This window comes from Bradyrhizobium sp. CCBAU 45389 (assembly GCF_028128625.1).
Lineage (GTDB): Bacteria > Pseudomonadota > Alphaproteobacteria > Rhizobiales > Xanthobacteraceae > Bradyrhizobium > Bradyrhizobium liaoningense_B.
The window spans coordinates 523,840-536,567 of sequence record NZ_LBIY01000098.1 but is presented as its reverse complement, the minus strand read 5'-3'; the positions used below and the strand labels follow the sequence as shown (position 1 = coordinate 536,567).

Sequence of the window (12,728 nt, the reverse complement as noted above, 5' to 3'; positions counted from 1 at the left end):
TGCGAAGTCCTCCGAATTGTGCGGTACCAATTCGGTGTCGTCGCGGGGGTTCCTATTCAGGACCGTGGGTGATCCAGGACGCTGCCCACACGACGTCACGCCCCGTGGCGGTACGGTCGTCTCATGGAGCGGTCAAGGTTACGTACCTTTGAGCAGAGGAGGCGGCCTGCCGGCTACATCCAACGCCAAACGATCGGCGCGAGGAGCGTCGCTGACAGCTTGGTCGGTGCACTTTCGCGCCGGTCGGCGCGGCCGTTCAATCGTCGCGCCCGTGCACCTGGGCCGGCGGTGCTGTCGCCTCGACCGCGGTGAAGGTCTTCTGAATCCGGTAGGCGTGCTTTGCCTGCGCTGGAACAAGCCAGGAATCGCCGGGTTTCAGATTGATCGTTTGCCCTTCAAGCGTGAGCTCGGCCTGCCCCGCAATGACATAGCCAACAGTCTCGTACTCTCGCTGCGTCGTGGCGCCCTGTTGCGGCGCCTCATTCTGCCACAAGCGCATTGAAACGTGCTTTCCGGAGACGAGGTACGTCTGTCCCATTTCCCCGATCGGGGAGTGGCTCGCCGAAACTTTCTTGATCGTGGTGTCGCCCATGCTGACCTCCGACGTCGTTCTGTCCGGTTAAGAAGGCAGGCTCCTGCTTGTTCCTCGCGGACGCGTCTTGGAACCAGCGTTCTTGTTTCAGGTTTCTTGGGCAGGCCTGCAGTGGCCGGAAACTAGTCCGCGCGCCGCAACGCACCTCAGGCGTGAGCGTTGCAAACGGATCGATCGGACTCGTGACTACGGGTCATACAGGCCGTCGGTGACAGACAATGAGGGATAGCAAGTCGGAGGTCGCGGAGATTCGCGATGCCGTTCATCTCTGCATCGACATGCAAAACATCTTTGCGCCCGGCGGTCTCTGGGAGACTCCATGGATGGAGCGCGTCCTGCCAGCGATCGTCACGATCGTGTCGCGCCACGAGGCGCGAACCGCGTTTTCGCGCTTCATCACGCCGCAACACCCGGAGGACCGTCCCGGGCAATGGCGCAGCTATTTCCGGCGTTGGGAGCAGGCCACCCGCAACCATCTCCCGGCATCGGCGCTTGACCTGGTCCCGGCCCTGGCACGCCACGTTCCGCCCGCTCGCATCATCGACAAGCCGGCCTATTCGGCGTTCAGCAATCCGGCGCTGGCCGCCTCGTTGATCGAAAAAGGAATCGGCACGGTGGTCATCACCGGCACCGAAACCGATGTTTGCGTCCTGTCGACGGTCTTGAGCGCGGTCGATCTCGGCTTCAGGGTCGTCATCGTGGAGGACGCCCTGTGCAGCTCATCCGACGTTGGCCATGACGCGCTCATGACGATGTATCGCACGCGCTTCCATGGTCAGGTCGATCTGGTGACCGCCGAGGAGCTCGCGGAATTCTGGCGTGAATAGCAAGATGGTACTGCGCCGCCTATAGCAGCGACGCCTCCTGCCTTAGGAACCGCACGCAGCACTCTCCGGTTTATCGGATCGCACCGATATCCAGAGGAGACAGCATGACGCAACCGGACGTTCGCAAGGGAATGCCGCCCGTCAAACTGTCGCGCCAGGAGTTTGAGCGCCGCTACAGGGACCAGTTCGTTGATCCCTCGTTTGCGCCCCTGCAGCATGAGCTGGATGCTGTGATCGGAGCGGCCTGGGATGCCTACAGTCATTCGCGCAAGGCGCCGGTGACCCGAAAAGCAGGGGCAGGCTTCTCCGATCCGGATTACGATCTCGCGGTCGACTGGCTGAATGCCCGCTCTGCAGTCATCGAGGCTCAGCGGCGGCATGATGACGCCAGTGCGCCTCTCCGCGTCCTCATCATCAACGGATCAGCCCGGAGCGAGCACACCTGTCCTGGCGAAATGTCCAAGACCTGGCGCATGGTCGAGATGGCCGAGCCGGTCTTCATCGAGATGGGCTTTGCCGTGGACATCCTCGATCTTTCCCGCCTGACCTCGGAGTTCGGCAAGAACATCCATCCCTGCAAAGCCTGCGTTTCCACCGCCATGCCGCTCTGCCACTGGCCGTGCAGCTGCTATCCGAACTACGCGCTGGGCCAGACCAGTGACTGGATGAACGAGATCTATCCGCTCTGGGTCGCGGCCCACGGCATCCTGATCGTGACGCCCGTGAACTGGTACCATGTCCCGGCCGGATTCAAGGCGATGATGGACCGGCTCGTGTGCGCCGATGGGGGAAATCCCGATCCGACCTCGACGCACGGCAAGAAGGCGGACGAGGCCAAGGCGATCGAGCTGAAAGGCTGGCCCTATCCGCGTCATCTCGCCGGCCGCCATTTTGGCCTCGTGGTTCACGGCGACAGCGTCGGCGCCGAGGGGGTGCGTAGAACCCTCTCTGACTGGCTGACGGACATGCACCTGATCTCGGCGGGTCGCTTCGGTGAGCTCGACGGCTATGTCGGCTATATGGAGAAATATGCGACGTCGCATCAGGAGCTGGACGAAGACCGCGAATTTCAGCAGGAGGTGCTGAACGTGGCGCGCGCGCTCGGAAATGCGGTCCGGCTCGCGAGCGGCGGCCGGTTCGATGAACCGGGCGCGGGTTTGGAGGAGCCAAACCCGAAGTGATGCGAGGCCGTTCAGCGCTCGCCTCTGTTCAATCGAACGCGGAAATCACGCCGCCAATGAGATTGCACGCCAGCAAATGGTCGCTCGTCGGTGCGGCGGTACGCTGGATCTCGACCAGGGATGCATCGATGCGCCTGATCCGTTCGCGCATGTCGCGGGCGAGCTGCACGGCAACGTCTTCCTCGATCGCCTGAAAGCGGATGCGTTCGCCGGGGCGGAGCTGAGCGAGCCGCGGCAGGTCCGCCGAGATCACGGTTGCGATCTTTGGATATCCTCCGGTGGTCTGGCGATCGGCGAGCAGGATGATCGGCTGGCCATTTCCCGGAATCTGGATGCTGCCGAACACTGTGCCGTCGGAAACGATACCGACCGCACCCGCGTGCTGAACCCGCGGCCCTTCGAGCCGGCATCCCATGCGATCGGACAGCGCGGTGACGGTGTAGTCGGAGGCGAAGAACGTTGCGATCCCCTCGGCGCTGAAGGCATCGTCCTGCGGGCCGAGGAGGACGCGAACGGGGCCTTGCGTGCGGCGGCGGTGCGCGGGGGACACCATCAGATGCGGCCGCGGCGGCAGTCCGGGAGCTGCCAGCGGCAACCGATCGCCCGCACGCAGCGGACCACCGTCGAGCCCGCCGAGCTGGCTGCGCGAATGCGTCGAGACGCTGCCGAGCATCGGCGCGATCTGAAATCCACCGGAGACGGCGAGCACGGCGCGCGCGCCATCCCGCGCGGTCCCGATCGAGAGGCGCTGGCCTGCCTTCAGATCGTGCGTTTCGTGGGATGAGACCGGCCGGCCGTCGATGGCGATAGCGAAGTCCGCACCTGCAAGCGCGAAGCGGATATCGGCACCGGCGCAGGTGAGCGTGGGTCCTGCGAGGGTGATTTCGAGGGCGGCCGTCTCAAGCTTATTGCCGACCAAAGCGTTGGCGGTTGCGAGCGCAATCGGATCCATCACGCCCGACGCCGAGATGCCGAAGCGTTGGAAGCCGCTGCGGCCAAGATCCTGGAGGGTCGTTGCGAGACCGGGCTCGATGATTTCGAGATCAACAGGCATTGCGCCGCTCAGACCTTCAACTCTTCTCTCTCGGCGATGATCGCGCTCGTTTCAGCCGCGCGCTCCAGCGCGGCAAATTCGGTAGCGGCGATGGGATGAAACCGCAGCAGATCGCCTGCGCGGAACAGGAAGGGCTCGTGCGTGCGTCGCGGGTCATAGGAGCGCACGGGCGTGCGCCCGAGCATGTGCCAGCCGCTTGGCGCGGCGAGTGGCGGCGCGACTGCGGCCTGCTGGCCTCCGACGGAGACGCTGCACGGGGGCGTTACGAGCCGGGGTTCCGGGCGCCGGTCGACATGAAGCGCGGGATCGAGCCCGCCGAGATAGGCAAACCCCGGCATGAATCCGATCATGTAGACACGGTATTCGGCTGCGCTGTGCCGCGCGACGATCTCGTCCGTGGTGGTGTCGAGCCGCTGTGCGAGCCAGTCCAGGTCCATGCCGTTGTCGCCGCCATAGGCGACTGGAACGGTCCAGCGGCGGCGGATCTGTCCCTTCGGGGCGACCGGCGGCCACAGCGCCATGATCTCTGCCTCGACGTCGCGCCGTGACAGCACGACCGGATCGAAGCAGACCAGCAGCGTGCGGTAGGTCGGCACGATTTCGACGATGCCGGGCAGCGCACGCTCGGTCAACGCACGGTCGAGGTCGACGACGCGCGCGTTGACATCGGCGTGGATGCCGTCGCCGACTTCGACCGTCAGCGCAGCGTCGCCGGATCGGCGGAATCGCGGCACCGCGTAGAGTGCATCATTCAACATGCTCGTTCATGCCATCGCAAAGGTGTTGGAGCTACGCATGCCCTTCGAAAAGCGTCACCGCCCCATGCAAGCGGCGCGCCGGATTTTTCGTGACGCACACCCCGTATCATGGGTATATCGAACCTGCACGCCTAATGAGGACGACGATGACTCTGATCGATATGAACTGCGACATGGGCGAAGGTTTCGGCGTCTATAGCCTCGGCGATGACGCCGAGATGCTGCGGACCGTCACCTCCGCCAACATCGCCTGCGGCTTTCATGCCGGCGATCCGCTGGTCATGCATCGCACCTTGAGCGAGGCGAAGGCCAATGGCGTGCAGGCCGGTGCGCATCCCGGCTTTCTCGATCTCTGGGGTTTTGGCCGCCGGCCCATCCAGGGCGAGCGCCCCGCCGACATCGAGAAGATCGTGCTCTACCAGGTGGGCGCGCTGATGGCGCTGGCCTCCGACGCCGGTCACCCCGTCCGCCACGTCAAGACCCACGGCGCGCTCGGCAACATCGCCGCGGAGGATCGCGACCTCGCCGAAGCCGTGGCACGTGCGATCCGCACCATCGACCGCAACCTGATCTTCGTGGTGATGCCCGGCCAGGAAACCGAGCGGGCCGGCGAGAAATTCGGCCTGCCGCTGGTGCGCGAGATCTATGCCGATCGTGCCTATGCCGACAACGGTAATCTGGTGTCGCGCCGCCTCGCCGGATCCGTCATTCATGATGCTGAGGTCGCCTCCGAACGGGTCATTCGCATGATCGAGGACCGCGCGATCACGTGCCTGTCGGGAGCGCAGCTACCGACTCGTATCGACAGCGTCTGTGTCCACGGCGATACGCCCGGCGCAGTTGCGATGGCGCAGCGCCTGAAGGCGCGCCTTGCCGCAGCGGGAATGATGCTGGCGCCAATGGCTGACGTCATCGGCGCCTGATCGTCTGCCGGCCGCTCCCTCACGAGAGAAGCCCGTCTCGCGATGAAGCGATGATCGCCTCGATCCTGCGCGCTTCCTCCTTCATCGTGGCGATGACGTCGATCAATCGCGTCTCCGGCAGCCGGGCTTCCGTCGCGCCGATCGCGATCGCCGCGATCGGATGGCCCTTTGGGGTCATGATCGGAACGGCCGCTCCGACGATGCCGGCGACCGAGCGATTGACCTCATGGCAGAAGCCGCGCTTGCGGATTGCCGCCAGATCCGCCTTGGACGGCACGTCGTGTCCCAAAGCGAGGATGCGTTCGCGGTTTGCGACGAGCACCTCCGCTCGCTCGGCCTCCGGCAGATGCGCAAGGATCGTCGTGCTGCCCGGACCTAGTCCCAGCGGGGTCGCCCCGCCGACATGACCGGTGAGGCTGCGTATCGTGTAGTTCGCATCCTGGCGGTCGAGACAGACGGCGTCGAAGCCGGAACGCGCCATCAGGAACATGCAGTCGCCCGAGGCTGCCGCAAGTCGGACCAGTGCGGGGCGCGCCGCGGCGGCAAGACCTCCGGCATCGGCTCCCGTCGCGCCGAGTTGAAACAGCTTGAGCCCGAGGCGGAGACGCTTGCTATCGCCGACGCGGGTGAGATAGCCGCCGCGTTCGAGGGCCGCGACGAGACGATGCGCTGTTGGTTGCTCGAGCCCGCAGATCTCGGCGATTTCGGTGAGCCGCATTCCTTCCGGTGGCGCAGCGGCAACGGCCTCGAGCACGGCGAGTCCTCGCTCCAACGCCTGTGCTCCGCTCTGTTTCTTCATTTTGTCTCCAAGAAATCCATATTCTGGAAGTTATTATAGAATTTCAATCACTATACGAATTTTTGTTGACCAGTTTCGGGAGATGATCAATCTTTCCGGTAACGCTGCGATGCCGGGGCGGCGCCTACACCGATCGAAAGGATCGTCATGCGTCTTTCCACTATCGGCGGCGCGGGCCGCCTGATCGCTGCCTGCGTATGGGTTCTCGTGGCCGGCCTCGGTGCCGCGCACGCGGCTGAACCTTCGCTTCCGGATTTCATCAAGAGCCAGGGCGTCCTGAAGGTCGGCGTCAAATGCGATTACCCGCCCTCCGGCTTCCTGGACGAGAAGGGCAAGTTCGCCGGCATTGAGGTCGAGATGGCGAGGCGCATCGCCGAGATCGCGTTCGGTTCGCCCGACAAGGCCGAATTGCAATGCGTCACCTCCGAGGCACGCATTCCGACGCTGAACGCCAAGAAGGTCGATCTGATCATCGCCACGCTCGGGATCTACCCCGAGCGGCAGAAGGTGATCGACTTCACCACTCCCTATTGCTGGGGCGCAAGCGGCGTCATCCAGCTCAAGAGCGGCGCTGCGAAGTCGCTCGCGGACTTCAAGGGCAAGACCATCTCCGTGCTCAAGGGCGCATCGCAGGCCGTCTGGCTCGAGAAGAACATGCCAGATGTCCAGACGCTGCGACTGAACACGGTCGCCGAAGCGCTTCAGGCGATGCGCCAGGGGCGGGCGGACGGTTACGCAGGCGACACCTCGGTGCTGTTTCCGATCCTCTCGGCCAACAAGGATCTGGCGATCCTGCCGGAACAGGAGGTCTTCGACGTCGCGTTCATCGGCGCCGGCCTGCGCAAGAACGAGGCGGAATGGAAAGCCTGGCTGGATGCGCAGCTCGGCAAGCTGCGCGACGAAAAATTCTATTCCAAGGTCGTGCCGACGGTAGTCTCCGACGTCATGGTTCGCGACGAGACGATCAAATTCTACGAAAGCGACGCACCGAAGAAGTGAGCCAGCCTTGCTGGGTGACGGCCGTCTTCCGCGGCCGTCCTCGAGGTGACGCAGCATGATCGACGGCTTCGATTGGGCCTACCTCTACGATACGCTCCCCGCGCTGCTGCGCGGGTTGCGCACGACATTAATCGTCAGCGTGATCGCGATCCTGCTTTCGCTCGCGATCGGCGCGATCGGGGCCGTCATGCGCCTCTCGGGCCGTCCTTTCCTCGTCTGGCCGGCCCGCGGCTATGTTGCCTTCATCCGGAACACGCCGCTGCTGGTTCAGCTCTTTTTCATCTTCTACGGGCTGCCCGTGATCGGCGTCCGGCTGTCGGCGTTCTGGTCGGGCGTCCTCTGCCTCTCGGTCTGGGGTGGCTGCTATCACCTCGAGAGTTTTCGCGCCGGGTATGTCGGGGTATCCCAGGGCACCCGTGATGCGGCGCGCGCGCTCGGGCTCAAGGCCTGGCAATACGCGCTGCTGGTCGCGCTTCCCATCGCCTTGCGCACCGCCGTTCCGTCGATGGCCAATACCAGCATCGCGATGCTGAAGAACTCGTCCTACTTGCAGGCCATCGGGCTTGCCGAGCTGACGTTCGTGGCGATTGATCGCAACTCGCTCGAATTCCGCACCATCGAGCTCTTCGCCGCGATCTGCATCTTCTATCTCGTCCTCGTGCTGGCGATGTCGGCCGGAGCGACCAGGCTCGAATCCTACCTGCAACGACCTTTCCTGGCGCGATAGCGATGCAGACCATCCTCATCAACCAGGAGATCTTGGCGCAGGGGCTCGCCCTGACCCTGGCGCTGACGCTCGCAGTCATCGTCGCTGCGACGACGGTTGCCGTCCTGCTCGCCGCGGGGATGCTGTCGAGGTCGGTCTGGCTGCAATGGCCGTCCCGGATTCTCGTCGAAGTGATGCGCGACATTCCGCTCTTCGTCACCATCATGATGGTCTATTTCGTGGCGCCTGCCATCGGCATCGGCCTCAATCCGTTCGGCGCAACGGTGGTGGGTCTCGGCGCATGGGGCGGCGCCAATGGTGCGATCATCATCCGCGCAGGCATCAGGGCGATTCCGAGAGGGCAATTCGATGCCAGTGCGGCCCTGGGACTGCATCCGCTCAAGGCGATGAGGTTCGTCATCCTGCCGCAGGCATTGCGGCCGATCCTGCCGCCCTATCTCGGCCTCGTCACGCAACTCGTGCAGGGGACCTCGATCGGCGCGTTGATCGGCGTGCGCGAACTGCTGAAGACCGCCCAGATCGTCATCGAGCGCACCACCATCATGGATGGCGGTCTCTCGCCCTTCACGCTGTATGGCGTCGTGCTCGTCATCTATTTCTTGCTTTGCTCTACCCTGTCGTTCGCCAGCGGACGTCTCGAGGCCGGGCTCGGCCGGCATGAGCGCGCGCAGGCCGATAAGCCGTCTCTCACCCGCCTCTCGCAGGTCCCGCGCGGCTGAGCATCTCCTTCCACTCGTATCCAGCGAATGTGCCATGACCGTTGACGCCGCAACTCTCGAAGCCAGTCTCGCCGCCGCGATCGTTGCGCGAGCGCCTGAGTTGCCGCCCGCGATCCGAACCCTCGCCTGCGAGCATATTGCCGACTTCGTCGGCGTGGCTGCGGCCGGCCTGCGCTCCGAGACCTTTCTGCGCCTTTCGCATGTGCTTGCGCCGCGGCCGTCGGCTGCGCCAGGGCACACCAGAATCTGGGGCGGAGCGGGCTTCCTGCCGGCGCGGGACGCTGCGCTGCTCAACGCGGTCGCAGGCCATATCGATGATTTCGACGACGACGAGGCCGAGCTGTCGCTGTCGCATCCGACGGTCACGGTGCTGACCGCGGCGGCCGCCGCCGCCGAGCTTGCCCCCGTTCCCGGTGACCGGCTCGTCGAGGCCTATGTCGCCGGCGTCGAGTTGATCATGCGCCTCGGACCATTGCTGAATCCCTCGCACTACACGCGCGGTTTCCACGCGACCGCGACGCTGGGTGCGCTTGGCGCCGCCGCGGCCGCGGGCCTCGTTTTCGATCTGGCCCCCGAGCGCATGCGGCATGCGCTCGGAATTGCGGCCTCACTCGCTGGCGGCCTACGCAGCAATTTCGGCAGCGACACGAAATCGCTCCAGACCGGCAACGCCGCGCGGAGCGGAGTCATGGCGGCAGAACTGGCCCGCGGCGGCTTCTCGTCGACGCCCGGCAGCCTGTTCGGCCCGACGGGTTTTGTGAAGGTCTTCGGCGGCCAGGCCTTGCAGATGGAGCCCGCCGATTTCGGTCGTCCCTGGCTGCTCGATTCTCCCGGCGTGACGATCAAGGCCTATCCCTGCTGCACCTGCGCGCACACCGCGCTCGATTCGCTCTTCGCCCTGATGTCGGAGCGCAACCTCGATCCGGCCGCGATCCGCTCCATCGAGGTCGACGTCGACGAGGCGGCGCCGGGCATCCTGATCCATGACGGCGCGAGGACCGCGCTGGAGGGCAAGTTCAGCATGCCCTATTGCCTTGCCGTCGGGCTGATGCGCGGCCGGCTCGGCCTTGCCGAATTCGACGACGCGCTCGCCGCCGACGATCGCGTGCGTGCATTGATGGCGCGCATCGTGATGAAGCCCGACGCCAGCCTGCCGAAGGCCGGCGGCGGCATCTCGCTGGCGAGTCGCCTGCGGATCATTTTTGAGGACGGCTCGATCGTCGAGCGCTACACGGAGCAGCCGAGTGGCAGCCGCCGGCATCGGCTCAGCCGCGCACGGTTGCGCGAAAAGTTCCTCGCGAATGCCGGCAGCGTGCTTGGCGCGGCGGCGGCTTCGACCTTCGAAACCTTGCTTGGCGCCGATGCGCTTGCCGATGCGGCCCGATGCTTCGACGCGCTCTGCGCGCCGCAGGGCCCCTTGATCTAGGAGATGAAGATGGACGTTTCGCAGCTCATCACGGACCCCTATTGGTGGGACGCCGCGCCTCCCGAGGACGCCAGGGATCCGCTTCCGGCCAAAGCCGACGTCGTCGTCGTCGGCAGCGGCTATAGCGGGTTGTCAGCCGCGGCCGAGCTCGCCAGGAACGGTACCGACACGGTGGTGCTGGATGCCGAAGCGCTGGGCGCCGGCGCGAGCACGCGTAGCGGCGGCATGGTCTCCAGCGGTCAGAAGATGGTGATGACGGGCGCCGTGCGCGGCAAGGCGCGCGAGCGCGTGTCGGATCTGCTGGCCGACTCCGTCGCATCGTTCGAGCACATCGAGAACCTGATCGCCCAGGAGAAGCTCGACGCGGGCTATCACAAGAGCGGCCGCTACTTCGCTGCCTTTGTGCCGAAGCATTTCGATCGCCTGCGCAGGCAGGGCGAACTGCTGCACCAGATGACGGGCGTGACCGTGCACACCATCCCCCGCAGCGAGCAGCAGCGCATCACGGCGACCGAGTTCTATCACGGCGGCATCGTGGTCGACGACTATGGCGGGCTGCATCCGGGACTCTATGCGCGCTCACTGCGTGACCTCGCGCGCCGCTGCGGTGCCCGCCTGTTCTCGCACGCGCCGGTCAAGGCGATCGAGCGCGAGGAGGGCGGCTTTCGCGTTGTCACCGGGCGGGGTGAAGTGCGTGCGCGCGAGGTGGTGGTGGCGACCAACGGCTATACCGGCCAGGCGACGCCGCGGCTGCGCAAGCGGGTCATTCCGGTCTACAGCTACCAGATCGCGACCGAACCGCTCCCGCCCGAATTGATGGATGCGATCAATCCCGGCCGGCGCATGATCTCCGACAGCCAGCGTGAGCTGTACTATACACGGCCTTCGCCCGATGGCACGCGGATCCTGTTCGGCAGCCGTCCGAGCTTCGTCGATGTCGACGAGCGCACGGCGGCGACGACGCTCGCCGCCCGGCTCGAGGAGGTCTGGCCGCAGCTCTCCAAGTTCCGGATCACGCATTCCTGGCGCGGCAAGGTCGCGATGACCTTCGACAAGGTCGCGCATATGGGGACCGACGAAGGCGTCCATTTCGCGATGGGCTGCAACGGCAACGGCGTCGCGCTGATGACCTATCTAGGCCATCAGACCGCGCTCAAGATTCTCGGCAAGGCGAACAGGCGCGTTGCGTTCGATGCGCCCGAGTTTCCGACCGAGTTCTACTATGGCGGTCGACCATGGTTCCTCCCGATCGTCAGCGCCTGGTATCACCTGCGTGACGGCATCGACCGGCGGTTCTCCTGATCGGAGCGGTAACGAAGCTAGACGTGGATGGCGTGGCCGAGCGCCTTGAAGGCGGCTTCCTGGATCGCTTCGCCCAGCGTGGGATGCGCGTGGATCGTGCCGGCGATGTCCTGCAAGACCGCGCCCATCTCGATCGCGAGGCCAAACGCGGCAGAAAGCTCCGATACGCCCTGGCCGACCGCCTGGATACCAAGGACGCGCTGATTGTCGGCCCTGGCGACGACGCGCACAAAGCCGGGCTCGCCATGGCGCGTCATCGCGCGGCCGTTGGCTGCAAAGGGAAATTGCCCAACCTTGATGTCGATGCCTGCTCGGCGAGCCTCTTCCGGTGACAGGCCCGTCGAGACGATCTCGGGATCGGTGAAGCAGATCGCCGGGATGCACTGCTTGTCCCATGCGCGCGGCATGCCGGCGGCGATTTCCGCCACCATCTCGCCCTGCGCCATGGCGCGATGGGCCAGCATCGGTTCTCCCGTGACATCGCCGATCGCGTAGATGCCGCGCATCGAGGTCTCGCAATGCTGGCCGATCCGAATGAAGCCGCCGTCCATGTCGAGCACGAGCTGCTCCAGCCCCAATGCGGCAGTGACCGGCGCGCGCCCGACCGTGACGAGAATCTTGTCAGCCTTCAGGCTGCGCTCGCGGCCGTCGGCCGTCTCGACGCGCAATCCGTCGCTCTTAGCGGTGAGGCCGAGCGCCTTGGCGCCGGACATCACTTCGACGCCGAGCGCGCTCAGGCGTCTTGTGATCGGAGCGGTCAGCTCGGCATCGTAGAGCGGCAGGACGTTGTCCTGCGCCTCCACCACGGTCACCTTGCTCCCCAGCTTGGCGAAGGCGGTCCCGAGTTCGAGCCCGATATAGCCGCCGCCGACGACGACAAGGGACTTTGGCACTTCTGCGAGCGAGAGAGCGCCGGTCGAGGAGATGACCCTGCCGCCGAACGGCAGCGACGGCAACTCGACGGGCGCCGAGCCGGTCGCGATCACGACCGTCTCGGCCTTGATCGTCTTCGGGCCGGTCTCGGTCTCGACGACGATCGTCTTGCCGTCGCGGAAGCGTGCATGGCCCTGCACGATCTTGACCTTGGCCTTGCGGAGCAGCGCGGCGACGCCGTTGTTCAGGCGTTGGACGATGCCGTCCTTCCAGGCGATCGCCTGCTTGAAGTCCAGTGCTGGTTGCGCGGCCGTCAGGCCGAACGGTGTCTTGCCGCTGGCGGCCTCCGTCAGCTTCTCGAATTCCTCGGCAACGTGAATCATCGCCTTGGAGGGAATGCAGCCGACGTTCAGGCAGCTTCCGCCCAGCTTGCCGCGTTCGACGAGGACGGTGTCGAGGCCGAGCTGGCCGGCGCGGATCGCGCACACATAGCCGCCGGGGCCGCCACCGATAACGACAAGCTGACAGGTGATCTCGGTCATTGCTTC

Annotated in this window: 13 protein-coding genes; 8 read left to right on the top strand and 5 right to left on the bottom strand. The window is 65.2% G+C overall.

Going from position 1 to position 12,728, the window contains the following annotated elements:
- Positions 1-256: 256 nt before the first annotated feature.
- A complete protein-coding gene (locus XH79_RS38540; RefSeq protein WP_212337892.1) occupies positions 257-592 on the bottom strand; it encodes a cupin domain-containing protein in 336 nt (111 codons plus the stop codon).
- Positions 593-810: 218 nt separating this feature from the next.
- Between XH79_RS38540 and XH79_RS38535 the strand changes: the two genes are divergently transcribed.
- Positions 811-1,419 carry a cysteine hydrolase family protein gene (locus tag XH79_RS38535; protein WP_271585080.1) on the top strand — a complete coding sequence of 203 codons (609 nt, stop codon included), beginning with the start codon at positions 811-813 and terminating at the stop codon, positions 1,417-1,419.
- A gap of 104 nt (positions 1,420-1,523) precedes the next feature.
- Complete coding sequence (locus XH79_RS38530; RefSeq protein WP_271585079.1) at positions 1,524-2,600, top strand: flavodoxin family protein; 1,077 nt, start codon at positions 1,524-1,526, stop codon at positions 2,598-2,600.
- A gap of 28 nt (positions 2,601-2,628) precedes the next feature.
- Here XH79_RS38530 and XH79_RS38525 read toward each other — a convergent pair whose 3' ends face one another.
- Both XH79_RS38525 and pxpB read right to left on the bottom strand, forming a co-directional pair.
- A complete protein-coding gene (locus XH79_RS38525) occupies positions 2,629-3,654 on the bottom strand; it encodes a biotin-dependent carboxyltransferase family protein (protein WP_271585078.1) in 1,026 nt (341 codons plus the stop codon).
- Positions 3,655-3,662: 8 nt separating this feature from the next.
- Entirely contained in the window at positions 3,663-4,412 is a 750-nt protein-coding gene (pxpB, locus tag XH79_RS38520; RefSeq protein ID WP_271585077.1) for a 5-oxoprolinase subunit PxpB, read from the bottom strand.
- A gap of 146 nt (positions 4,413-4,558) precedes the next feature.
- Here pxpB and XH79_RS38515 point away from each other — a divergent pair, with 146 nt between their 5' ends.
- Positions 4,559-5,335, top strand: a complete 777-nt coding sequence (locus tag XH79_RS38515) for a LamB/YcsF family protein (RefSeq protein WP_271585076.1) — start codon at positions 4,559-4,561, stop codon at positions 5,333-5,335.
- A 19-nt stretch (positions 5,336-5,354) separates the two neighbouring features.
- On the opposite strand, the gene XH79_RS38510 is transcribed toward XH79_RS38515, so the two are convergent.
- Positions 5,355-6,134: an IclR family transcriptional regulator gene (locus XH79_RS38510; RefSeq protein ID WP_271585075.1), complete on the bottom strand. Its 780-nt coding sequence runs from the start codon at positions 6,132-6,134 to the stop codon at positions 5,355-5,357.
- A 147-nt stretch (positions 6,135-6,281) separates the two neighbouring features.
- On the opposite strand from XH79_RS38510, the gene XH79_RS38505 reads away from it, so the two are divergent.
- Genes XH79_RS38505 through XH79_RS38485 form a run of 5 tightly spaced genes read left to right on the top strand, consistent with a single transcriptional unit; the run spans position 6,282 to position 11,307 of the window.
- Positions 6,282-7,133 carry a transporter substrate-binding domain-containing protein gene (locus XH79_RS38505; protein ID WP_271585074.1) on the top strand — a complete coding sequence of 284 codons (852 nt, stop codon included), beginning with the start codon at positions 6,282-6,284 and terminating at the stop codon, positions 7,131-7,133.
- Positions 7,134-7,188: 55 nt separating this feature from the next.
- Positions 7,189-7,860 carry an amino acid ABC transporter permease gene (locus tag XH79_RS38500; RefSeq protein ID WP_271585073.1) on the top strand — a complete coding sequence of 224 codons (672 nt, stop codon included), beginning with the start codon at positions 7,189-7,191 and terminating at the stop codon, positions 7,858-7,860.
- Between the two features lie 2 nt (positions 7,861-7,862).
- On the top strand, positions 7,863-8,579 hold the full coding sequence (locus XH79_RS38495) for an amino acid ABC transporter permease (protein ID WP_271585072.1): 717 nt from the start codon (positions 7,863-7,865) through the stop codon (positions 8,577-8,579).
- A gap of 34 nt (positions 8,580-8,613) precedes the next feature.
- Complete coding sequence (locus XH79_RS38490) at positions 8,614-10,005, top strand: MmgE/PrpD family protein (RefSeq protein ID WP_271585071.1); 1,392 nt, start codon at positions 8,614-8,616, stop codon at positions 10,003-10,005.
- 9 nt (positions 10,006-10,014) lie between these two features.
- Complete coding sequence (locus XH79_RS38485) at positions 10,015-11,307, top strand: NAD(P)/FAD-dependent oxidoreductase (protein ID WP_245003413.1); 1,293 nt, start codon at positions 10,015-10,017, stop codon at positions 11,305-11,307.
- A gap of 17 nt (positions 11,308-11,324) precedes the next feature.
- Here XH79_RS38485 and lpdA read toward each other — a convergent pair whose 3' ends face one another.
- A complete protein-coding gene (lpdA, locus tag XH79_RS38480; protein WP_271585070.1) occupies positions 11,325-12,722 on the bottom strand; it encodes a dihydrolipoyl dehydrogenase in 1,398 nt (465 codons plus the stop codon).
- Positions 12,723-12,728 lie beyond the last annotated feature (6 nt).

What these genes read in the sequence shown, in the direction of transcription:
- XH79_RS38540 (WP_212337892.1), bottom strand. Translation starts at nt 592, where the DNA reads ATGGGCGACACCACGATCAAGAAAGTTTCGGCGAGCCACTCCCCGATC.
- XH79_RS38535 (WP_271585080.1), top strand. Translation starts at nt 811, where the DNA reads ATGAGGGATAGCAAGTCGGAGGTCGCGGAGATTCGCGATGCCGTTCAT.
- XH79_RS38530 (WP_271585079.1), top strand. Translation starts at nt 1,524, where the DNA reads ATGACGCAACCGGACGTTCGCAAGGGAATGCCGCCCGTCAAACTGTCG.
- XH79_RS38525 (WP_271585078.1), bottom strand. Translation starts at nt 3,654, where the DNA reads ATGCCTGTTGATCTCGAAATCATCGAGCCCGGTCTCGCAACGACCCTC.
- pxpB (WP_271585077.1), bottom strand. Translation starts at nt 4,412, where the DNA reads ATGTTGAATGATGCACTCTACGCGGTGCCGCGATTCCGCCGATCCGGC.
- XH79_RS38515 (WP_271585076.1), top strand. Translation starts at nt 4,559, where the DNA reads ATGACTCTGATCGATATGAACTGCGACATGGGCGAAGGTTTCGGCGTC.
- XH79_RS38510 (WP_271585075.1), bottom strand. Translation starts at nt 6,134, where the DNA reads ATGAAGAAACAGAGCGGAGCACAGGCGTTGGAGCGAGGACTCGCCGTG.
- XH79_RS38505 (WP_271585074.1), top strand. Translation starts at nt 6,282, where the DNA reads ATGCGTCTTTCCACTATCGGCGGCGCGGGCCGCCTGATCGCTGCCTGC.
- XH79_RS38500 (WP_271585073.1), top strand. Translation starts at nt 7,189, where the DNA reads ATGATCGACGGCTTCGATTGGGCCTACCTCTACGATACGCTCCCCGCG.
- XH79_RS38495 (WP_271585072.1), top strand. Translation starts at nt 7,863, where the DNA reads ATGCAGACCATCCTCATCAACCAGGAGATCTTGGCGCAGGGGCTCGCC.
- XH79_RS38490 (WP_271585071.1), top strand. Translation starts at nt 8,614, where the DNA reads ATGACCGTTGACGCCGCAACTCTCGAAGCCAGTCTCGCCGCCGCGATC.
- XH79_RS38485 (WP_245003413.1), top strand. Translation starts at nt 10,015, where the DNA reads ATGGACGTTTCGCAGCTCATCACGGACCCCTATTGGTGGGACGCCGCG.
- lpdA (WP_271585070.1), bottom strand. Translation starts at nt 12,722, where the DNA reads ATGACCGAGATCACCTGTCAGCTTGTCGTTATCGGTGGCGGCCCCGGC.